This is a genomic window from Kitasatospora sp. NPDC002543 (assembly GCF_053594915.1).
Genome location: NZ_JBSFWR010000003.1, coordinates 193,471 through 214,958 on the forward strand (window position 1 = coordinate 193,471; position 21,488 = coordinate 214,958).

Below are 21,488 nucleotides of genomic sequence, written 5' to 3' on the forward strand. Positions count from 1 at the left end.
GGAGCGGGCCTGCAATATCAGCACCGACGGTACTTGATGTCACAGGCCCGTATGCCCTGGTCAGTCGTTGTTCAGCCGATCAGGTGACGTCGAGCCGGGCGGCGAGGCGCAGCAGGCCGGGGCTGAGGCGGGAGAGGAAGCGGGCGACCTTGGCCTCGGGGGTGACGGGCACGACGGGCCGGCCGGTGCGGACGGCGGTGACGATGGCGGCGGCGACCTTCTCCGGGGGGAAGCCGCGGCGGGCGTAGAGCTTGGCGGCGCGGGCCTGCTTGGCGGCCTGCTCGCCGGAGGTGGTGGCGGAGAAGGTGGAGGTGCGGGTGATGTTGGTGTTGACGATGCCGGGGCAGATGGTGGAGACGCCGATGCCGTGGCCGACGAACTCGGCGCGCAGGCAGTCGGAGAGCATGAACACGGCGGCCTTGCTGGTGGCGTAGGCGGTGAGCGCCTTGGACGGCAGGTAGGCGGCGGCGGAGGAGACGTTGACGATGTGGCCGCCCTGGCCGCGGTCGGCCATCAGGCCGCCGAAGGCGCGGCAGCCGTGGATCACGCCCCAGAGGTTGACGTCCAGGACCCGCTGCCACTCCTTCTCGGTGGTCTGCAGGAACGTCCCGGAGTGGCCGATGCCGGCGTTGTTGACCACGACGTCGGGCACCCCGTGCTCGGCGGCGACGGTCCGGGCGAAGTCGTCCACCGCGGCGCCGTCGGAGACGTCCACCCGGTAGGCGTGCGCCTTCGGGCCGATCAGCGAGGCGAGTTCGGCGGTGCGCTCGGCGGCCGCGAGGTCGAGGTCGCAGACCACCACCCGGGCGCCGTCCTCGGCGAAGGCGAGCGCGGTGGCCCGGCCGATGCCGCTGCCGCCGCCGGTGACCACGACCAGCCGGCCGTCGCCCCCGGGGCCCCCGGCCTGTCCCGCGCCGGTGCGCGCGGCGAACTCGCGGACCATTCCGGCCACGGTGGATCCCTTCTCCAGCAGCGCCGACCAGTGGCCGGCGTGCAGCGTCCTGCGGGTCAGCTTCGGCGCCCAGCGCTCCAGCCCCTCGGAGAGGTAGGTGCCGACGTACCGGTCCCGGGTGAGGGTGACCAGCTGGACCGGCACCTCGGTCGGCCGCTCGCGCGGACTGCCCAGCGCGGGGCGGAAGTTGGCCCGGTACAGCTCGATGCCACGGACGGCGTCGCGGCGCAGGCTGGGCTGCGGGTGGTCGGCGCGCGGGGTGACGTGCTCCAGGTCGCGCAGCACCCGCGGCCAGGCCCGGGCCAGTCCGAGGCGCCACACGCCCGGGGCGAGGAAGGGCAGGTGGAAGGCGGTGATGTACCAGGAGTGCAGGCCCTGGTGCAGCAGCTGCCCGAGGTGGCGCGGGGTGGGGCGGCGCAGCCGGTGGCGCAGCCAGTGGCCCATGTGGTCCAGGCTGGGGCCGGACAGCGTGGTGTACGAGGCGATCCGGCGCTCGGCGCCGGGCTCGGTGACGGCTTCCCAGGACTGGATCGAGCCCCAGTCGTGGGCGACCAGGTGCACCGGGCCGTCCGGGCTGACGGCGTCGGCGACGGCGAACAGGTCCTCGGCGAGGTGCTCCAGGCGGTAGCCGGCCCGGTCGACGGGGGCGGCCGACTCGCCGGCGCCGCGCACGTCGTAGCGGACCACGTGGTGGTCGCGGGCGAGGTCGGCGGCGATGTCGTCCCAGACGGTGTGGGTGTCGGGGTAGCCGTGCACGAGGAGGACGGTGGGGGCGTCCGGGTCGCCCTGTTCGAAGACGGCGAGCGGGAGGCCGCCGGAGCGGACGGTCCGGCGGCGGACCGGGGGTGCGGGTGGGGGCGCGGCCGGGGAGGCCGACGGGCGCTTCGTCGGGAACGTCATCGGGTGGCCTCCAGGGGGGTGCTCGGCGCGGTGGCGGTGGTCGGCTCGGCGGCGTCGGGGCCGGGGGCGGTCGGCTCGGTGACGCCCTGCCCGGTGATGCGCTGTCCGGTGACAGTCTGCTCGGTGCCGGCCGTCCAGCGGCGGACGTGCGGCAGATCGTCGTCGAGCCAGTAGGCGTCGTCCTCGGTGACCACCAGCAGTTCCTCGAACTTGATGCCCACGCCCCGGAAGCCGATGTGCGGCTCGACCGCCCACAGGCCCGGGGTGGGCGCGTGCCGGGACGAGCGGCCGTCCGCCCAGAGCGGGGAACGGCCGTGCAGCCGCTCGGAGACGAGCTCCCGGCCGAGGGTCTGCAGGGTGCGCACGCCGAAGCCGAAGACGTTCACCCCGGCCGGACCGCGCGCGGTGTTGCGGGTCACCTGGTGGCCGATCACCCGGCCCGGGTAGACCCGGTGGCGGTTGTCGTACCCGTGCGCGGCGATCTGGGCGTCCACCGCGGCGTACACCTCGGCGAGCGGCTTGCGGGCCCGCACCTCGGCCACGATCAGCTCGCGGTAGACCTTGAGGTCGGCGGCCAGGCGGTCCCAGACCGGGTTCTCGCCGACCTTGCCACCGTAACCGATGTCGGCGGTGTAGCCGTCCACCACGGGCGCGCAGTCCAGCACGTACGGCATGCCCTCCTCCAGCCGGCGGTTGCCGGCGAAGAACTGCAGGGGCGTGCGGAAGTGCCGGAAGGCGGTGCGGTCGCCGAACCAGGCGAAGGGGACGTGGAAGAAGTCCTGCACCCCGGCGGCGACCAGGCGGCGGCGCAGCTCGGCGGTCGTCTGCCGCTCGGTGACACCGGGTTCGATCCAGGCGGCGACCTGTTCGGCGCAGTGGTACGCGAGCTGCTGGGTCTCGCGGAAGCGGGCGAGGTCGCGCTCGGTGTAGCGGAAGGCGGGGGTCGCTTTCGCCATGGCGGAGGCTCTCCTTCTAGAGATCGAGCACGAGGGTCTCGCCCTCGCCGGCCCGGGAGACGCAGGGCAGCAGGGCGCCGGCGGCACGCTGCTCGGGGGTGAGGCGGCGGTCCCGGTGGTCGGGCGCGCCGGCCAGCACGCGGACCTCGCAGGTGCCGCAGAAGCCCTGGTGGCAGGAGTACGGGAGATCGGGGCGGGCCTCGCGCAGCACGTCCAGGGCGGAGCGGTCGGCGGGGACGTCGAGGGTCGGGCCGTCGGTGCCGAGGCGGACGGCGAACGGCTCGCCGTCGGTGACCGGGGCGGCGCCGAAGCGCTCGAAGTGCAGGGAGGCGGCGGGGGACGCGTCCAGGGCGCGCTGCACGGCGGCGAGCATCGGGGCCGGGCCGCAGCAGTAGACGGCGGCGCCGCGCGGGGCGTGGGCGAGCAGTTCGGCGCCGGTGGGCACGCCGCCGTGCTCGTCGTCGGTGCGCAGGACCACCCGGTGCGGGTCGAGGGCGCGCAGTTCGTCCGTGCAGGGCAGGGTGTCGGCGCTGCGGCCGACGTGCACCAGGCGCCAGTCCAGGCCGTGCCGCTGCGCCTCGCGGGCCATCGGGAGCAGCGGGGTGATGCCGATGCCGCCGGCCAGCAGGAGGACGGCGGGCTCGGCGCAGAAGGCGAAGCCGTTGCGCGGGCGGCGGGCGGTGAGCCGGGTGCCGGGGTGCAGGGCGTCGTGGACCTCGACGGACCCGCCGCCGCCCTCGGGCAGCCGCCGGACGGCGATGCGGTAGGCGGTGCGGTCGGCCGGGTCGCCGCACAGGGAGTAGTGGCGCTCGCGGCCGGAGGGCAGGGTGAGGCGCAGGTGGGCGCCGGGCTGCCAGCCGGGCAACCGGCCCCCGGAGGGGTCGGCGAGCCTCAACTCGACGACGTCGGCGGCCAGTCGGCGGCGTTCGGTGACGACCAGCCGGAGCGGCGGGGTGGGGCGGCTGTACGGCCGGCGGGGGCTGCGGCGCAGCAGCGGTCCGCCGAGGGCCGGGCTGTAGCGGTCGCCGAAGGCGGTGAGCCAGCGCATGAAGCCGTCGGCGCGGGGCCGGCCGTAGAGGTCGGGGGGCGGGGTGAGCAGGTCCATCCGGCGGGGTCCTTGGGGTGGGAGGGGAGGAGGACCGGGCTCAGCGCCCGGCGGCCGCGCGGGCGGCCGGGGAGGTGGCGAGGTAGCCCAGCGCCTGGCTGGAGGAACCCTCCTGGGTCGGGTGGTAGCCCGGCCGCAGGTAGCGCAGCCCGGAGCGGATCGACCGGAGCGGGTCCGGCAGCAGTCCGCGCCTGGCGATCCGGCCCGCCTCCCGCCAGGTGGGCTTGAGCCGCCCGTCCAGGCTGGGGTCGGCGGCGAGCAGGAAGCGGGCGCCGCGCACCCAGAGGTGGACCAGCAGCGGCCCGGACACCGCCATGCCGCGCACCCGGCGCAGGTAGCCCGGGTCCAGGTGGACCATCAGGTCGTAGGCGACGCTGCGGTGCTCGACCTCCTCCGCGCCGTGCCAGCGCAGCAGGTCCAGCATCGTCGGGTCGGCCTTGGCCCGGTCCAGGCCCGGGGAGTTGAGCGCCCAGTCGCCGAGGAAGGCGGTGAAGTGCTCGATCGCCGCGATGAAGGCGACCCGCTCGATGACGTTCTCCCGCTGCCGGGCCGGCGTCAGTCCCGGCTTGTCGCCGAGGACCCGCTGGAACAGCCAGGAGATCTGCCGGACGTACGGCCGGGGGTCGAGCCCCTGGGCGAGCAGGTGGTCCAGGACCTCCTGGTGGGCCTCGGCGTGGATGGCCTCCTGCCCGATGAACCCGAGGACCTCCTCGCGCAGTTGCTCGTCCCGGATGAGCGGCAGCGCCTCCTTGAAGACCTTGACGAACCAGCGCTCCCCTTCGGGCAGCAGCAGGTGCAGCACGTTGATGACGTGGGTGGCCATCGGCTCGTCCGGGATCCAGTGCAGCGGCAGCTGGGCCCAGTCGAAGCGGACGTCCCGGGGCTCCAGGACGAGGCTGTCGTGCACGCGCGCGGCGGGTGCGGCGAGGGCGGGGACGGGGGTGGGACGGGGCATGGCAGGCCCTCCTGACCTGGGGGCGGCGGCTCGGCTCCAGGGAAACGTACTCGCGGGTAGCCGTGGGGACAAGGGTTTCGGCGACTCTTATCGACATCGAGTCTAATAAGTGACGCCCGCACCGGCGGGCGCCACGGGAAAGACGGGAAAGACGGGAAACGCAGGAAGCCCCACCGGTTTCCCGGCAGGGCTTCCCCGAACTCCCGTTCGCGGCGCGGACTCCGGTCCGAACCGGTCGGCCCCGGCCGGAGCCGGTGGGCCCCGGTCCGAACCGGTCCAGCCCGGCCCGTCGCGGCGCGCGCCGCCGATCCGCCGTCAGACCGCCATCGCCAGCATCAGCGGCGCCGCCCGGGCCGCCAGCAGCTCGGCGGCGGCCTTCAGCTTGTGGACGTTGTCCGCCGGCATCGAGGTGGCCAGGCAGCCGACCGTACTGCCCGCCGTGATCGGCACCGCCGCGCACACCGTGCCCAGCGCGTACTCCTGGATGTCCAGCACCGGCACCGTGGCCGGCTGCCGCTCCAGCCGGTGCATCAGCTGGTCGGCGTCGGTGACGGTGCGGGAGGTGAGCCGGGCGACCGGATGCCGGGAGAGGTGGTCGCGCCGGCCGTCCGCGTCCAGCTGGCTGAGCAGGCACTTGCCGATCGCGCTGGCGTGCGCGGTGGCCCGGAAGTCCACCCACTCCTGCACCGCCGGCGCGTAGTCGGCGGCCGAGACCACCTCCACCGACAACTCGCCTTCGTGGTACCGGCTGAAGTACACCGCGGCGCCCAACTCGTCCCGCAGTTCGGCGAGTTTGCGGTTGAGCCGGGCCTTCACCAGCTGCTCCCGGTTGTGCTGGCCGAGCAGGGCGAAGGTGCCGCCGAGCAGCCAACCGCCGTCCTGGCACTGGAGGTAGCCCTCGACCTCAAGGATCTCGGCGAGCCGCCGCACGGTCGGCAGACCGAGCGAGGTCTCCCGGGCGAGGGCCACCAGGGTGGCTCCGTCGGGGTGGCGGTCGACCGCCTCCAGCAGTCTGAGGGCGTGCTGGAGGGAGGTGAACGGGCCCGCCGGGCCCTGGTCCGGCGCGGCGTGACGACCCGGGGCTGGTGTCGACATGTCGTCCCCTTCCGATGTCCCCCCACGGAGCGACCGCGGGCGTCCACCAGCCTATCGACCCGGCGGCTCCGACGACTGCCGTCCGTACATATCCGTGAACAATCCGTGTAGCACCACCCGCCGACCTGGGCGGACGCGACGGGCCCTTCCCCCCGCCGCCCGGGGGGAAGGGCCCGTCCCGCGGCCGCCGGGTACGGGCCCGGCGGCCGCGGGGGTGGTGGTGCGGACGGTGGACCGGGCGGGCGGCGCACGCCCCCGAGCCGGGGTCAGCCCTCGTCGTCCGACCGCAGTTCGGCGACGGCGGCGGCCAGCCTGGCACCGTACTCCTCGTCCGCGGCGCGGAAGTGGGCGAGGTTGCGCTCCACCACGTCCTCGCGCGAGACCTGCGCCAGGAAGCCCGCGAGGTTCTCGATCAGACGGGCCTTCTCGCCGGCCGACATCAGCCGGTACAGCTCGCCGGCCTGGAAGAAGTCGTCGTCCTTGGCGTGCGCCGGGGTGGCGTGGTTGCCGGTGTGGCCCGACACCTCGACCGGCGCCGCCAGGGCCTCGCCGGTCTGGGCCGGCCCGCCGTACGAGTTGGGCTCGTAGTTCCTGCCGCGGCCGGCGCCGTCGACGGCCATCAGGCCGTCCCGGCCGTAGTTGTGGGCCTCGGTGGCGCGCGGGGCGTTCACCGGCAGCCGGGTGTGGTTGACGCCGAGGCGGTAGCGCTGGGCGTCCGCGTAGGCGAACAGGCGGCCCTGGAGCATCCTGTCCGGGGACGGGCCGATGCCCGGCACGAAGTTGTTCGGCGAGAAGGCGGCCTGCTCGACCTCGGCGAAGACGTTCTCCGGGTTCCGGTTGAGCACCAGGCGGCCGACCTTGACCAGCGGGTAGTCGGCGTGCGGCCACACCTTGGTGAGGTCGAAGGGGTTGAAGCGGTAGTCCGCGGCCTCGGCCACCGGCATCAGCTGGACGTGGAGGGTCCAGGACGGGAACACCCCGCGCCCGATGGCCTGGTGGAGGTCGCGCTGGTGCGAGTCGGCGTCGCCGCCGACCACCTCGGCGGCCTGCCGGCCGTCCAGGCATCGGATGCCCTGATTGGTCTTGAAGTGGTACTTCACCCAGTAGGCCTCGCCGTCGGCGTTGACCCACTGGTAGGTGTGCGAGCCGTAGCCGTTCATGTGGCGGTAGGAGGCCGGGATGCCGCGGTCGCCGAACAGCCAGGTGATCTGGTGGGTCGAGGCCGGCGAGTGGGACCAGAAGTCCCAGACGTTGTCCGCCTCCTGCACCCCGGTGTACGGGTCGCGCTTCTGCGAGTGGATGAAGTCGGGGAACTTCACCGGGTCCTTGAGGAAGAACACCGGGGTGTTGTTGCCGACGAGGTCGTAGTTGCCCTCCTCGGTGTAGAACTTCACCGCGAAGCCGCGCGGATCGCGCACCGCGTCGGCCGCGCCCAGGTTGCCGGCGACGGTGGAGAAGCGCACGAAGACCTCGGTGCGCTTGCCGACCTCGGAGAGGAAGCCCGCCCGGGTGTACTTCGCGACCTCGTCGGTGACCTCGAAGTAGCCGTACGCGCCCGACCCCCGGGCGTGCACCACGCGCTCCGGGATGCGCTCGCGGTTGAACCGGGCCAGCTTCTCCAGCAGGTGCTGGTCCTGGATCAGCAGCGGTCCGTACTCGCCGGCCGAGGCCGAGTTCTGGTTGTCGGCGACCGGGGCGCCGGACTCCGTGGTCAGGATCTTGGGCATGGAGGGTCCTTCGGGTGTCGATAAGTGCCGTGCTCGGGGGAGTCTTAATTGACGGTCCGTCAGATCGCCGCCCGGGCGGGTGCCACGGGACGGTCCCGGGGCCGTCAGCCGCCCAGCAGGCTCCGGACCACGGCCGCCGCGGCGGCCGGATCGGCGGCCGGGCGGGCGGCGGTCAGCGCGGCGGCCTCGGCGGCGGTGAGGCCGGCCCCGGTGAGGGCCGCGGCGGCCTCGGCGGCCGGGAGGGCGTTGAACCAGCGCAGCGCGAGGGCCGTGCGGCCGGCCTCGGTGAGGCGGCCGGTGAGCCGGAGGCGGGCCAGGCCGCCGTCGGGGTGGACGTTGACGCGCACATGGGTCACCGGGCGGCCCGCGTCGAGCCGGAAGCGGTGCCGGGTGTCGGGCTGGAGCCTGGTGCGGGGCAGGAGTTCGAACCACTCGCCGTCCGCCGGGTCGGCCCCGGTCGAGGCGTCGAAGCCGATCAGGTCGGCCCAGCCGGGGGCATTGGCGACGAAGCAGGAGGTGTCCACTTCGGCGGCCAGGACCTCACCGCCCCCGGCCAGGGCGATCTGCACCCAGTCGTTGGCCTTGTCGCGCCGACGCCGGGTCTCCCAGCCGTCGCCCATGACGGAGGCTCGGCCGGGAGCGTTCAGGTTGTGCGGGGAGGAGAAGTAGCGGTCGGACGCCGCCTCGGCCACGCCGCCGTACTCCTGGGCGGCCAGGTCGAAGGTGAGGCCGTCCAGTTCGCGCGGGTCGGGCAGCACCTCGCCGTGCACCCGCAGCCGGGCGACGCCGCCGTCCGGGAAGATGTTCAGCCGCACGTGGGTGTACCGGGTGCCGTCGGTGACGGCGAACTCGTGGGCGGTGTCGCCCCTGAGCGCGGTGCGCGGCACGATCGTGGTCCACTCGGCGTCCTGGAGCTCCTCGGGCGAGGGGTGGCCCGGGACGGAGGCGGCCTCGACGGAGGCGGACTCCGGGTAGTTGCCGGTGAAGTGCGCGGTGTCCACGATCACGCCGCGGACCACCCCGGCGGCGCCGAGCCGGACGATCGTCCGGTCGTGGTCCTCGTCGGTGGGGTGCGGGTGGTCCGCGCAGGCCCCGCGGCGGCGCCTGGACTCCCAGCCGTCCATGATCTGGCCCTTGTGGCCGAAGGTGTGCGGGCGGAACTCGGCCGGCGCGGCGACCAGCAGGTTCTCGGCGTCCGCGAAGGTGTCCTCGTCGGTGGCGACGACGCCCGCGCCGAGCAGCCGTGAGGCCAGGTTGACCAGCTCGGTGAAGGGAGCACTCTGGGTGTCGACAGTGGTCACTGACTCTCCTTTGGGCGCGTGCGGATGTGGGCGCGTGCGGACGGAACGGTGGTGGGGCGGGCGTGCGGCCGGACGAGCTGCCGGCCGAACGGGCGGGCCGCGGGGTCCACCTCGCGGCCGCGCAGCCAGGTGGCGCGCACCGCACCGGTGAGGGTGCGTCCCGCGTACGGCGTCACCGGGTTGCGGTGGTGCAGCCCGCTCGCCCGGACGGCGAACCCGCCGTCGGGGTCGAAGGCGACCAGGTCCGCGTCGTGGCCGGCCGCGATGGCGCCCTTGGTGCCGGTCAGGCCGACCAGTTCGGCCGGGCCGGCGGACATCCAGCGCACCACGTCGGCCAGGCCGTGGCCGCGCCGGCGGGCCTCGGTCCAGACGGCCGGCAGGCCCAGCTGGAGCGAGGCGATCCCGCCCCAGGCGGCCGCGAAGTCGCCGCTGCCGCCGTACTCGGGCAGCAGCTTGAGGTCGGGCGTGGACGGCGAGTGGTCGGAGACGACGGCGATGAACTCGCCGTTCGCCAGGGCCTCCCAGAGCGCGTCCCGGTTGGCCTCGTCGCGGATCGGCGGGCAGCACTTGAAGGCGGTGTCGCCGTCCGGCACCCGCTCGGCCGCGAGGGTCAGGTAGTGCGGACAGGTCTCGGCGGTCACCCGCACGCCGTCCTCCCTCGCCTGCCGCAGCAGCGGCAGCACGGCCGCCGAGGAGACGTGCAGGACGTGCACCCGGGCCCCGGTGCGCCGGGCCGCGTCGAGCAGGTGGGCGACGGCCTCGGTCTCCGCGTCGGCGGGCCGGGAGGCCAGGAAGTCCCGGTAGTGGACGCCGGGTTGCTGCGGGGCGGCGGCGAGCACGGCCGGGTCCTCGGCGTGGATGATCGCCAGCGCCCCGATCCGGGCCTGCTCGGCCAGCGCCGCCTCCAGGTCGACGGCCTCGACGTGCGGGAACTCGTCCACGCCGGAGGGGGCGAGGAAGCTCTTGAAGCCGAACACGCCCTCCCGGTGCAGGAGTTCGAGCTCGGCCACATTGCCGGGGACGGCCCCGCCCCAGAAGCCGAGGTCGACCCAGGCCTGCCCCTCGGCGACCTTCCGCTTGGCCGCCAGCCCGGCCACCGTGGTGGTGGGCGGGATCGAGTTGAGCGGCATGTCGACGACCGTGGTGACACCGCCGGCCGCGGCGGCCCGGGTGGCGGTGGCGAAGCCCTCCCACTCGGTGCGGCCGGGCTCGTTGACGTGCACGTGGGTGTCGACCAGCCCGGGCAGCAGGGCGGTGTCACCGAGGTCGACGAGCTCGCCCTCGCGGGCCGCGAGCGAACCGTGCGGGGCCGTCCGGGCGATCCTGCCGTCCTGGATCAGCACGTCCGCGGGGCGCTCGCCGTCGGGCAGGACCGCCCGCCGGGAGCGGATCACCGTGGGCTGGCCGAAAGGCATGGCGAACCTCCGAAACCTGGGAGTCGGGAGTGCGGGAACACGGGTGGAGGCGAAGGATTGCCGGGAGCCTAGGCCCGCCTTCAACAAAACGTCAATGGATGGACGGGCGAGGAATCAGCCCGGCAGCAACCGGCCGGCCAGCCGCTCCCCCGCGCGTTCGGCGAGCTCGGCGGCCCTGGTCATGCTCTCCCCCGGCCGTTCGGCCAGGTCGGTCAGGGCGATCGCGGCGGTGAAACCGGCCGCCCGCCACTCGGGCTCGGAGAGCTCCAGCCGGCCCGCCACGGCGGCCACCCGAACCCCCGCCCGGGCCGCCGCCGCGGCGACTCCGGCGGGGGCCTTGCCATGGAGCGTCTGCGCGTCCAGGCAGCCCTCGCCGGTCACGACGAGACGCGCCCCACGCACGGCCCCGTCGAAGCCCAGCAGGTCGAGCAGCAGCTCGATGCCGGGTCGCATGGTGGCGCCGAGCAGGGCCAGGGCGGCGAAGCCCACCCCGCCCGCGGCGCCCGCGCCGGGCGCCTCCCGGACGTCCCGGCCGGTCGCCCCGGCGACCAGGTCGGCGAACCGGGTCAGCCCCGCCTCCAGGACCACCAGGTCCGCGCCGCCGGCGCCCTTCTGCGGACCGTAGACGGCCGCGGCGCCGCGCGGCCCGAGCAGCGGGTTGTCCACGTCGCAGGCCACCACGACCTCGACCCCGCCCAGGGCGCCGGCCAGCGGGCCGAGGTCGATCTCCGCGAGCCTGCGCAACGCGGCACCGCCCGGCGGGAGTTCGACGCCGTCGGCGTCCAGCAGCCGCACCCCGAGCGCCTGCAGCATGCCGGCGCCGCCGTCCGTGCTCGCACTGCCGCCGAGGCCCAGGACGATCCGCTCGACGCCGAGCGAGACCGCCCTGGCGATCAGCTGGCCCACCCCGTAGGACCCGGCCGAGAGCGGCGCGGTCCGGCCGCCGGGCAGCCGGGCGAGGCCGCAGGCCTGCGCCAGCTCGACCACCGCGGTGTCGCCCCGGACGGCCAGCGCGGCGTCCACCGGCAGTCCGGTCGGGCCGGCCACCTTCGCCGGGACCCTGCCGAAGCCGGCCGCGAGCGCGGCGGCCAGAGTGCCCTCGCCGCCGTCGGCGACGGGCAGTTCGCGCACTTCGGTGCCGGGCGCGGCGCGCCGGATGCCGGCGGCGATCCGGGCCGCCGCCTCGGCGCCCTCCAGACTGCCCTTGAACTTGTCGGGGGCGACGACCACATGGCCCTGGTGGGGGGTGGGGGGCATGGCGCGCTCCTCGCTTCCGTACGGGTCTGGCGGTGGTTCCGCGGCGTGCTGTCCAGCATGGGCCCGGGGCGGCCGGGGGTGCGAGCCCCTCGCCCGGAGGGGCCGGGGCAGCTGCGGGCCGGGTCCGTCACCGGTGGCCCGGGGCAGCTGCGGGCCGGGTCCGTCGCCGGTCGTCAGGAGGGGTGCGTCCCCTCCCCGCCGGTCCCCCTCGTCCCGCTTCCGACGCACGAGGGGCTCCCCGCGGCGGGGAGGGGGCCGGGCGACGCGCACCGGGCACGACCGGAGTGCCCCCAGGGGGTACGTACGCGTCACCGGCCCGGGTCGACCGGCGGGCGGGCGGATGAGCCCCGGCCCGCCCACCGGTCGGATCCGCCCTCCTGGCGGCGCGGGCACGACCGGAATGGGTACACGCCGCCAGGAGGAGTTCGGGCCGGGGCTCCGCAGGCGGAGCCCCGGGCGGTGTTACGCGACCTCGCGCCCGGAGAGCCGCTCGACACCGCGCAGGAGCGCCGAGTGGTCGAGCGAACCGTCGCCGTTGGCCCGGGCGGAGGCGACCAGCTGGGCCACCACGGCACCGACCGGCAGAGCGGCGCCCACGGCACGGGCCGCGTCGGTGACGATGCCCATGTCCTTGTGGTGCAGGTCGATCCGGAAGCCGGGGGCGAACTCCCGGTTCAGCATGTTCGCCCGCTTGCGGTTGAGCACGGTGGAGCCGGCCAGACCGCCGCCGAGCACGTCCAGCGCGGCCGCGAGGTCGACGCCGGCGTTCTCCAGGAACACCACGGCCTCGGCGAGCACCTGGATGTTGGCCGCGACGATCAGCTGGTTGGCGGCCTTGACGGTCTGGCCCGCACCGGACGGGCCGACGTGGACGACCGTGGTGCCCAGTGCGTCGAACAGCGGCTCGGCCTCGGCGAAGTCCTCGGCGGCGCCGCCGACCATGATCGACAGGACGGCCTCGACGGCACCGGCCTCGCCTCCGGAGACCGGGGCGTCCAGGGTGCGGACGCCCTTCTCCCCGGCGGCGGCCTCGACCCTGATCGAGGTCTGCGGGGTGATCGAGGACATGTCGATCAGCAGGGTGCCGGTCCGGGCGTTCTCCAGCACGCCGCCCTCCCCCAGGACGACCTGCTCGACCTGCGGGTCGGCCGGGACCATCGTGATGACCACCTCGGCGTCCCGCACCGCCTCCGCGATGCTGCCGGCGCCGTGGCCGCCGGCCGCCACCAGGGCGTCGATCGGCGGCCGGGTGAGGTTGAAGCCGGTGACGTGGTGGCCGGCCTTGACCAGGTTGGCGGCCATCGGGCTGCCCATGATGCCGAGGCCGATGAAGGCGATCTTGCGGCTCATCGCGTCGAGGTTCCTTACGTGTGCGCGGGTGGGTGGTCGGGGCGGGCCGGCGGCGGTACCTGACGGCGCCGCTCGGCGGCGGTCGTCGGCGGCGCTACTCGGCGGCGGTCGTCGGCGGCGGTCGTCGGCGGCGCTACTTGGCGGCGCGCAGCTCGCGCGGCAACCACCCGAAGCTGTCGGTGCTGACCCCGCCGGAGGGGCGGTACTCGAGGCCGATCGAGCCGGTGTAGCCCGCCGCCGAGAGCCGGGCGAACAGGTCCTCGAAGTCCAGCTCGCCGGTGCCGGGCTCGTTGCGGCCCGGGGTGTCGGCGATCTGCACGTGGCCGATGCGGTCGGCGTGGGTGTCGATGACCGCCGCCAGGTCCTCGCCGTTCCTGGCCAGGTGGTAGAGGTCGCAGAGGAACCTGGCGTTTCCCAGGCCGGTGGCGGCGTTGACCCGGTCGACCACCTCGACCGCGGCGGCGGCCGAGACCAGCGGGTAGTCCGGGGACTCGGCCCGGTTCAGGGCTTCGATCAGCAGGACGGCGCCGATCCCGTGCGCGGCCCGCGCGGCGAGCGCCAGGTGCTCCAGCGCGAGGGCGTCCTGTTCGGCCGGGTCGACGCCCTCGACCCGGTTGCCGTACAGCGCGTTGAGCGCGGTGGCGCCGAGCGAGGCGGCGAGTTCCGCGGCGACCGGGAGGTTGGCGCGGAAGCGGTCCCGCTCGGAGGGCACCGAGACGGTTCCGCGGGCCCCCTTGCTCAGGTCGTCGAGGAGGTTGAGTCCGGTGAGCCGCACGCCTGCGTCGGTGAACGCCTTGCGCAGCGCGTCCAGTTCGGCCTGCGCGGGGTCGTGTTCCGCACCGAAGGGCCACCAGAGTTCGGCCGCGGTGAAGCCGGCCGCGGCGGCCGCGGCGGGGCGCTCCAGGAGCGGCAGTTCACCGAACAGGATCGACAGGTTGACCGTGAAGCCGTGCTTGGCGGCCGCCGTCACGTCGCTCACCTCTCATCTCTCTTCCCCCGACCTTCCCCGGCATCGTGAATTCCACAATGCGGAAGGGAGATTCTGTGTGGTGGAAGCATCTCCGCCCGCCGGGCGAGTGTCAAGGGAGTCGCAACATTTTGTTGAAGAAGCCCCGAGGGTTCGCCACGACCGGGGCCGGAGCGTTCGATCACCCGGCCCCCACCCGCCCGCAACCCCCGCTCGCTACAGTGACCCCGTGCGATTGATGGTGGAGTTCACGACAGAACCGTTCGAACTGGACACGTTCCCGGAGCACGCCTCGGCGGCCCGCAAGGTCGTCGACGAGGCCGGCCTGTCCGTGTCCGTCGGCCCCTTCGGCACCGGCGCCGAGGGCGGGGCCGAGCAGGTGCTCGCCGCGGTGACCAAGCTGCTCAAGGAGACCCTGGACGCCGGGGCGACCCGGATCTCCGTCCAGGTCAGCGTGCTGGGCGAGGAGGACGGTACGCCGTGACCGAGAACGTGGAACACCCGCTCGCCGCGGCGGTGAAGCCGCTGCTGGCCGCGGTCGGCGCGACGCCCGTCCCCCTGGACGAGGCCAAGCCCGACGACGTGGTCCTGGAGTGGGAGGGCTCGCCGGCCCTGGCCGTGCGGCTGCCGCACCTGAGCAGCGCGCTGGACCGGCTGCTCGCCGAGATGACCCGCCAGTTCGACGGCCGCCCGCTGGCCGAGCTCGACCGCCTGGAGAAGCAGCGGGTCGTCGCCCTGCTGGAGGAGCGCGGGGCGTTCACCGTCCGCCACGGCGTGGAGACCGTCGCCTCGGCCCTGGGCGTCAGCCGCTTCACCGTGTACAACTACCTGAACCGCCAGGACGGCGCGAAGTCGTCCTGACGCCCGGTTCGGCGCCTCCGGGGCGCGTGCGGCCCCCGCCCCGGGGCTTCCGAACGGGTGACCCCGCCGGCACGGCAGGACTGGATCGGCCTGCGGCGGGGCACACTTGGCGAATCGCACACGAAAGGGCCCGGTCTCGTGGCCCGGTTCAAAACGTAACCACCAACCGTTCAACAAAGTGTTGACGGCCGGGTGGGGCCGATCTAGCTTTTCCGGGTGGCACCACTCTTCAGGAGGTCCACTCGTGACCAACCACCCCCACCCTCACCCCCACGCCCTCGACGCCCTGACCGCGGCCGGCACCGCGGAACTGGAAGAGGTCCTGCTGGAGGTCTGCTCCAGCCCCCGCTGGGCCGCCGCGGTCGCGGCGACCGGCCCCTGGTCCGACCGTGACGCCCTGCTCGCCGCCAACGCGGCGGCCACGGCCTCCCTGACGGCCGAGGACCTGCGCGACGCGATGGCCGGCCACGCCCGGATCGGCGAACCCACCGCGGGCGACACCGTCTCCGAGCGCGAACAGGCCGGAATCCAGGGCGTGGACCGGGCGCTCCTCGACGAACTGCGCGAGGCCAACGCCGCCTACGAGGCCAAGTTCGGCCATGTGTTCCTGATCTGCGCGACCGGCCGCACCGCGGCCGGCATGCTCGCCGCCCTGCGCGAGCGCCACCCCCACGACGCCGCCACGGAGGCGGAGATCGTCCGCGGAGAGCTGCGCAAGATCAACGACATCCGGCTCAACCGCCTGCTCGACACGAACTGACGCATCGCCGGAATGACTGCCGCAACCCCGCCGCACGTCGCGCAGGATTCCACCAGGCGCACCTCGCCGCGAATCTGACACATCATCACCCCTGCCATCAGTAAGGTCACTTCACCCATGGCTGGCATCTCCACCCACGTGCTCGACACCAGCCTCGGCCGCCCGGCCGAGGGTGTCCCGGTCGAGCTCGCGCTGCACACCGAGGGTGGCTGGCAGGTGCTCGGCACCTCCGCCACGGACTCCGACGGCCGGGTCAAGGACCTGCCGGCCGTGGAGGCGGGCTCGGTCGTCCGGCTGCTCTTCGACACCGGCGCGTACCTCGCGCCCGGGTCCTCCGAGCCGCCGTTCTTCCCCGAGGTCTCGATCGTCTTCACGGTCGCGCCCGACCAGCACCACTACCACGTGCCGCTGCTGCTCACCCCGTTCGGCTACTCGGTCTACCGCGGAAGCTAGTGGACCGACCTCGAGAACCCAGGAGCCACGTCATGGCCCACGTACTCGGTCAGAACCAGTACGGCAAGGCGGAGAACCGCATCGTCCGGATCCACCGCGACTCCACCCGGCACGAGATCAAGGACCTGAACGTCTCGGTCTCGCTCCGCGGTGAGTTCGAGGACGTCCACCTCACCGGATCCAACGCCAACTGCCTCCCCACCGACACCACCAAGAACACCGTGTACGCCTTCGCCAAGGAGTACGGCATCGAGTCGGCCGAGGCGTTCGGCATCCTCCTGGCACGCCACTTCGTCGACGACACCGAGCGCGGCGTCGTGCACGGCGCCCGGATCCGGATCGAGGAGTACGCCTGGGACCGGATCCGCACCCCGGACAGCTCGGCCCGCTTCATCGGCTCCGAGGAGGTCGGCCACTCCTTCGTCCGCAGCGGCCGGGAGGTCCGCACCAGCGAGATCGTCTACGACGGGCAGTCCGTCCAGGTCGTCTCCGGCCTGAAGGACCTGGTCGTCATGAACTCCACCAACTCGGAGTTCTGGGGCTACATCAAGGACGACTACACCACCCTCCAGGAGGCGTACGACCGCATCCTCGCCACCCAGGTCACCGCCCGCTGGAAGTTCGGCTACGGCGGCGGGGCCGGCGAGGCCCAGCCCAACTGGAACCGCTCCTACACCCAGGTGAAGCGGCACCTGCTGGAGGCCTTCGCCGAGACCTACTCCTACTCGCTGCAGCAGACCCTGCACGCGATGGGCACCCGGGTCCTCGACAACCGCGCCGAGGTGGACGAGGTCCGCCTCGAACTGCCCAACAAGCACCACTTCCTGGTCGACCTGGAACCGTTCGGCCTCAAGAACGAGAACGAGGTCTACTTCGCCGCCGACCGGATGTACGGCCTGATCGAGGGCACCGTGCACCGCGAGGGCGTCGTCCCGGTCATCCCGGTCGCCTGACGTTCCCCCAGCAGGTGGACGCCGCCCGGCATCGCCGCTCCTTCCGGCCCGCGCGGGCCGGTCGCACCGGGCGGGGCCGCTCCACCGCCCCCACCCCCGCACCACCCGTACCAGCAGTTTCTCCCCCACCCACCGGAGTTCGTGTCTGCCTCGCGGCGGCCGGCCCGGGGCGCACCGGAGAGGCCGGCCGAGGGACCCTTGCACCGCCGTCCCGCCCTCGGCCACATCGGCACCAGCCGCACTCCGGCGCCACGGGCGCGCCGGGAGCCACGGGCACAAGAGGGGCTCGACATGGCACCCAGCAACACCACCAGTACAGACGGCGGTTCCACCCCGGCAAGACCCCACGGCCCGGACGGCACGCCGGCACACCTCCCCGGTGCGCCGCCCGGGCACGGGACCCACCCCGTGGACGAGGTGCTGCCCCCGGTGAAGCTGTTCTCCACCGGGCTCCAGCACGTCGCCGCGATGTACGCGGGAGTCGTCGCACCCCCGCTCATCGTCGGCGCCGGCGTCGGGCTCTCCCCCGCCGAACTCGCCCTGCTCATCTCGGCCAGCCTGTTCACCGCCGGACTGGCCACCCTCCTCCAGACGCTCGGCGTCTGGAAGATCGGCGCGCGACTGCCGTTCGTGAACGGCGTCTCCTTCGCGGGGGTCGCACCCATGATCGCCATCGCGAAGGAGCACGGACCGAAGACCGCCCTACCGGTGATCTTCGGAGCGGTGATCGTCGCGGGGCTCCTGTGCTTCCTCGCGGCGCCGTACTTCTGCAAGCTCATCCGGTTCTTCCCCCCGGTCGTCCAGGGCACCGTGATCACCCTCATCGGGGTGTCCCTGCTTCCGGTGGCGGTCAACTGGGCGCGCGGCGGCTCGCCGGGCGCCCCCGGGTACGGCTCCATGCGGGCCGTCGGCCTCGCCGCGGTCACCCTCACCGCGGTGGTGCTCTGCAACCGGCTGCTGCGCGGATTCTGGCAGCAGCTGTCCCTGCTCATCGGGCTGGCGCTCGGCACCCTGGTCGCCTTCCCGCTGGGGCTGGCCGACTTCGGCGCGGTCGGGGACGCGAAGGTCTTCTCGCTCCCGTCTCCGTTCCACTTCGGCGCGCCCGTGTTCGACGCCGCCGCGATCGTCTCGATGTGCATCGTCATGGTGGTCTCGATGACCGAGTCCACCGCCGACATGCTCGCCCTCGGCCGGATCGTCGACCGCGAGGCGGACGAACCCACCCTCGCCGCCGGCCTGCGGGCCGACGGTCTGGCCACCGCGCTCAGCCCCGTCTTCAACGGCTTCGCCGCCAGTGCCTTCGCCCAGAACATCGGGCTGGTGGCGCTGACGAGGATCCGCAGCCGCTTCGTGGTCGCGGCCGGCGGCGGCATCCTCGTCCTGCTGGGGCTGTTCCCCGTGCTGGGCTCGCTCGTCTCCCTGGTTCCGCAGCCCGTCCTCGGCGGCGCCGGGATCGTGCTCTTCGGCACGGTCGCGGCCAGCGGCATCCGCACCCTCGCGGAGGCCGGCATGGAGTCCGGCTCGAACACCGTGCTGGTGTCGGTCTCGCTCGGTGTCGGGATCGTCCCGATCGCCGTGCCGACGTTCTACGACTCCTTCCCGGAGGCCGCCCGGACCCTGCTGCACTCCGGGATCTCGGCCGGCTGCGTGATGGCCGTCCTGCTCAACCTGCTCTTCCACCACGTCGGGGCCGCCCGCCGGGCCGGGTCCGGATCCGGGTCCGGGTCCGGCCCGGCCGCCGGCGGCGCGACGGGTCCGACCGTTCCGAAGGGCCCGACAGTTCCGAAGGCGACACCGTCCTGACCGGCTTACCGCGGGGCGCGCACCATTCGGTACGCGCCCTCCCGGCCCTCCCCTAGGAGTCACACCATGGCAGTCCAGCCCCCTCCCGCCGACCAGCGGATCGTGATCGAGAACGCCGCGATCGCCACCGTGGACGCGCACGACACCGAGTACGCCCGCGGCCACGTGGTCGTCCTCGGCAACACCGTCGAGACGGTGGGCGACGGCCCCGCCCCCGCGTGGCTGGACAACGTGGTGCGCCGGATCAACGGCGAGGGCCACCTGATCACCCCCGGCCTGGTCAACACCCACCACCACTTCTACCAGTGGATCACCCGCGGGCTGGCCCAGGACGACATCCTCTTCGACTGGCTGGTCGCCCTCTACCCGACCTGGGCACGGATCGACGAGAAGCTCGTGCACGCCGCCACCCAGGGCTCCGCCGCCGCACTCCTCAAATCCGGCTGCACCACCGCCTCCGACCACCACTACGTCTTCCCGAAGGACGGCGGCGACGTCCTCGGCGCCTCCGTCGAGGCCGTCCGGGAACTCGGCCTGCGATTCACCGCGCTGCGCGGCTCGATGGACCGCTCCCGGAAGGACGGCGGGCTGCCGCCGGACCACGCCGTCGAGGAACTCGACGACATCCTGGCCGCCTCCGAGGCCGCCGTGGACCGCTACCACGACTCCTCCTACGGCTCGATGCTGCACGTGGCCCTCGCACCCTGCTCGCCCTTCTCCGTCTCCACCGACCTGCTGCGCCGGACCGCCGAACTCGCCCGCCGCAAGGGCGTCCGCCTGCACACCCACGGCTCGGAGACCGCCGAGGAGGAGGAGTTCTGCAAGGAGCTGTTCGGCATGGGGCCCACCGACTACTTCGAGTCGGTCGGCTGGCTCGGCGAGGACGTCTGGATGGCGCACTGCGTGCACATGAACGACTCCGACATCGCCAAGTTCGCCGAGACCGGCACCGGCGTCGCCCACTGCCCGTCCTCCAACGCCCGGCTGGCGGCCGGCATCGCCCGGGTGCCCGACATGCTCCGGGCCGGCGTCCCGGTCGGGCTCGGGGTGGACGGCACCGCCTCCAACGAGTCCGGCGAGCTGGGGACGGAGCTGCGCAACGCGCTGCTGATCAACCGGCTGCACGGCTCCCCCGCCGCGCTGACCGGACGGCAGGCGCTGCGGCTGGGCACGATGGGCGGCGCCCGGGTGCTCGGCCGGCAGGACGAGATCGGCTCCATCGAGGCCGGCAAGCTCGCCGACCTGGCGCTGTGGAAGATCGACGGGATCATGCACTCGTCCATCGCCGACCCGGTCGCCGCGCTCACCTTCGGCGCGCTGCCGCCGCTGTCGGTGCTGTTCGTCAACGGCAACGCGGTGGTCGAGAAGGGGCAGCTGACCACCGTCAACGAGGACCGGATCGCGCGCGACTGCGCCCGCGCCGCGCGCGAGCTGGCGGCCCGTCCGGTCTGACGCCCGGACCGGGTCCGGGGCCGGGGTCGGGGCCGGGGGCGGGTCCGGGGCCGGCGTCTGGTCCGGTGTCGGATCCCGTTCGGCACCCGGGCCGGGGCCGTGGTTCACCCCCGTACTCCCGGGGGCGCCCAGGGACGGTGCGCCTCCGGGCTCCGCGCGGCGCGGGACGGCGGACAGGTGACAGGTGACAACTTTCATCATCTGTCATCTGACATCTGTTGTCCGTTGTCCGTTGTCCGACATCTGTTCGCCGCTCCCGGCACGCGGACCGCGGCCCCGGACCCACGGCGAGGGTCCGGGGCCGCGGCATGTCCAGGGCCGCGCGCGGGCGGGGAACAGCGGACGGATGACAGATGACAACTTTCGTCAGCTGTCATCCGTCCGCCGTCATCCGTCGGATGTCAGCGCTCAGCCGTCGGGCCGTCGGGCCGTCAGGCCGTCCGTCCCAACGTGGCCAGGTAGGTGCGCCAGCCACCGTGGTGGGTGATCTCGCGGTGCACTCCGCGCTCGACCTCGCCACGGGCCAGCAGCATCGACAGACAGGCCGACCCGTCCTCCAACTCGATCACACCCAGCTCCAGTTCGCGCGGCTCGCCGGGGAGGATGACGTCCCGCAGGCGCTCCAGGCTGATGTCGTACAGCTCGCCCTCGATCGCGGTGTCGACGGCCGGATCGCGCAGGAGCCCCGGGCACACGTCGTCGATGGAGAAGAAGCGGTAGCCGGACGCCGTCCGGGCCGGCCCGATCAACGCGTCCGAGACCTTCGCGTGGAAGGGGCCGCCGACCATCGCCTGACCGTTGAAGAAGATGCGTGCCATGGTTCAACTCCTGTGCCGGGAAGTACCGGGAGGTACGGGAAAGAGCCGGGAATGTGCCGGAGAACGGAAGAGGCCGTTCCGTACGACGGCGGGGGGACGGGTGAATCCGTCGCCGTACGGAACGGAGCAGGGCGGGACGGGCCGGGGCCGTCCGGGCCGGGACGGCCGGGGCTCAGCCCAGCAGGCGGAGCGCCGGGAGGGTCAGGAAGTCCACGAACTCCTCGGCCAGGGCGACCTGTTCGAAGAGCCCGGCCGCCTCGCGCCAGCGTCCGGCTCCGTAGGCCTCCTCGCCCAACTCGGCGCGGAGTTCGGCCGACTCCCCGGCGACCAGGGCGCGGACCAGCTCCGCGGTGGCCTTCTCGCCGGTGTCGGACAGCACGACCCCGTTGTGGATCCACTGCCAGACCT

Annotated in this window: 19 protein-coding genes and 1 pseudogene; 7 read left to right on the top strand and 13 right to left on the bottom strand. The window is 73.7% G+C overall.

The annotated features are described in order from the left end of the window. Window positions 1–79 precede the first annotated feature (79 nt). The 11 genes from ACWD4P_RS02880 to ACWD4P_RS02930 form a co-directional block, all read right to left on the bottom strand. Window positions 80–1,852: an SDR family oxidoreductase gene (locus ACWD4P_RS02880; RefSeq protein WP_449778346.1), complete on the bottom strand. Its 1,773-nt coding sequence runs from the start codon at window positions 1,850–1,852 to the stop codon at window positions 80–82. Next, a complete protein-coding gene (locus tag ACWD4P_RS02885) occupies window positions 1,849–2,808 on the bottom strand; it encodes a M24 family metallopeptidase (protein WP_449778347.1) in 960 nt (319 codons plus the stop codon). Before ACWD4P_RS02885 ends, ACWD4P_RS02880 begins: the two co-directional genes overlap by 4 nt. Before the next feature lie 16 nt (window positions 2,809–2,824). Further along, a complete protein-coding gene (locus ACWD4P_RS02890; protein ID WP_359825525.1) occupies window positions 2,825–3,913 on the bottom strand; it encodes a PDR/VanB family oxidoreductase in 1,089 nt (362 codons plus the stop codon). Window positions 3,914–3,953: 40 nt separating this feature from the next. Then, window positions 3,954–4,868, bottom strand: coding sequence for a metal-dependent hydrolase (locus ACWD4P_RS02895; protein ID WP_359825527.1), 915 nt, complete (start codon window positions 4,866–4,868; stop codon window positions 3,954–3,956). A gap of 315 nt (window positions 4,869–5,183) precedes the next feature. Further along, entirely contained in the window at window positions 5,184–5,963 is a 780-nt protein-coding gene (locus ACWD4P_RS02900; protein WP_449778348.1) for an IclR family transcriptional regulator, read from the bottom strand. Between the two features lie 266 nt (window positions 5,964–6,229). Further along, window positions 6,230–7,690 carry a catalase gene (locus ACWD4P_RS02905; RefSeq protein ID WP_449778349.1) on the bottom strand — a complete coding sequence of 487 codons (1,461 nt, stop codon included), beginning with the start codon at window positions 7,688–7,690 and terminating at the stop codon, window positions 6,230–6,232. A 104-nt stretch (window positions 7,691–7,794) separates the two neighbouring features. Then, entirely contained in the window at window positions 7,795–8,991 is a 1,197-nt protein-coding gene (gene alc, locus ACWD4P_RS02910; RefSeq protein WP_449778350.1) for an allantoicase, read from the bottom strand. Further along, entirely contained in the window at window positions 8,988–10,406 is a 1,419-nt protein-coding gene (gene allB, locus ACWD4P_RS02915; RefSeq protein ID WP_449778351.1) for an allantoinase AllB, read from the bottom strand. The genes alc and allB overlap by 4 nt, the downstream gene beginning before the upstream one ends. Window positions 10,407–10,520: 114 nt before the next feature. Then, the gene (locus tag ACWD4P_RS02920; RefSeq protein ID WP_449778352.1) at window positions 10,521–11,663 is read right to left on the bottom strand and encodes a glycerate kinase; all 1,143 of its coding nucleotides are present in this window, start codon (window positions 11,661–11,663) and stop codon (window positions 10,521–10,523) included. 462 nt (window positions 11,664–12,125) lie between these two features. Further along, a complete protein-coding gene (locus ACWD4P_RS02925) occupies window positions 12,126–13,013 on the bottom strand; it encodes a 2-hydroxy-3-oxopropionate reductase (RefSeq protein ID WP_449778353.1) in 888 nt (295 codons plus the stop codon). A gap of 133 nt (window positions 13,014–13,146) precedes the next feature. Further along, complete coding sequence (locus ACWD4P_RS02930; RefSeq protein WP_449778354.1) at window positions 13,147–13,992, bottom strand: TIM barrel protein; 846 nt, start codon at window positions 13,990–13,992, stop codon at window positions 13,147–13,149. Window positions 13,993–14,209: 217 nt separating this feature from the next. Between ACWD4P_RS02930 and ACWD4P_RS02935 the strand changes: the two genes are divergently transcribed. The 7 genes from ACWD4P_RS02935 (at window position 14,210) to ACWD4P_RS02965 (ending at window position 20,262) form a co-directional block, all read left to right on the top strand. Further along, window positions 14,210–14,464, top strand: coding sequence for a thiamine-binding protein (locus ACWD4P_RS02935; protein ID WP_359817961.1), 255 nt, complete (start codon window positions 14,210–14,212; stop codon window positions 14,462–14,464). Then, complete coding sequence (locus ACWD4P_RS02940; RefSeq protein ID WP_359817959.1) at window positions 14,461–14,841, top strand: helix-turn-helix domain-containing protein; 381 nt, start codon at window positions 14,461–14,463, stop codon at window positions 14,839–14,841. Before ACWD4P_RS02935 ends, ACWD4P_RS02940 begins: the two co-directional genes overlap by 4 nt. Before the next feature lie 244 nt (window positions 14,842–15,085). Continuing rightward, entirely contained in the window at window positions 15,086–15,601 is a 516-nt protein-coding gene (uraD, locus tag ACWD4P_RS02945; RefSeq protein WP_449778355.1) for a 2-oxo-4-hydroxy-4-carboxy-5-ureidoimidazoline decarboxylase, read from the top strand. 117 nt (window positions 15,602–15,718) lie between these two features. Then, window positions 15,719–16,054: a hydroxyisourate hydrolase gene (gene uraH, locus ACWD4P_RS02950; RefSeq protein ID WP_359817955.1), complete on the top strand. Its 336-nt coding sequence runs from the start codon at window positions 15,719–15,721 to the stop codon at window positions 16,052–16,054. A 32-nt stretch (window positions 16,055–16,086) separates the two neighbouring features. After that, window positions 16,087–17,007, top strand: coding sequence for a factor-independent urate hydroxylase (pucL, locus tag ACWD4P_RS02955; RefSeq protein ID WP_359817953.1), 921 nt, complete (start codon window positions 16,087–16,089; stop codon window positions 17,005–17,007). A gap of 291 nt (window positions 17,008–17,298) precedes the next feature. Then, window positions 17,299–18,810, top strand: coding sequence for a nucleobase:cation symporter-2 family protein (locus tag ACWD4P_RS02960; RefSeq protein WP_449778356.1), 1,512 nt, complete (start codon window positions 17,299–17,301; stop codon window positions 18,808–18,810). 66 nt (window positions 18,811–18,876) lie between these two features. Continuing rightward, the gene (locus tag ACWD4P_RS02965; RefSeq protein ID WP_449778357.1) at window positions 18,877–20,262 is read left to right on the top strand and encodes an 8-oxoguanine deaminase; all 1,386 of its coding nucleotides are present in this window, start codon (window positions 18,877–18,879) and stop codon (window positions 20,260–20,262) included. Between the two features lie 431 nt (window positions 20,263–20,693). On the opposite strand, the gene ACWD4P_RS02970 is transcribed toward ACWD4P_RS02965, so the two are convergent. Both ACWD4P_RS02970 and ACWD4P_RS02975 read right to left on the bottom strand, forming a co-directional pair. Then, window positions 20,694–21,080: an allophanate hydrolase-related protein gene (locus ACWD4P_RS02970; RefSeq protein ID WP_359817947.1), complete on the bottom strand. Its 387-nt coding sequence runs from the start codon at window positions 21,078–21,080 to the stop codon at window positions 20,694–20,696. Between the two features lie 172 nt (window positions 21,081–21,252). Next, a pseudogene (locus tag ACWD4P_RS02975) lies at window positions 21,253–21,488 on the bottom strand (malate synthase A); the annotation flags it as partial.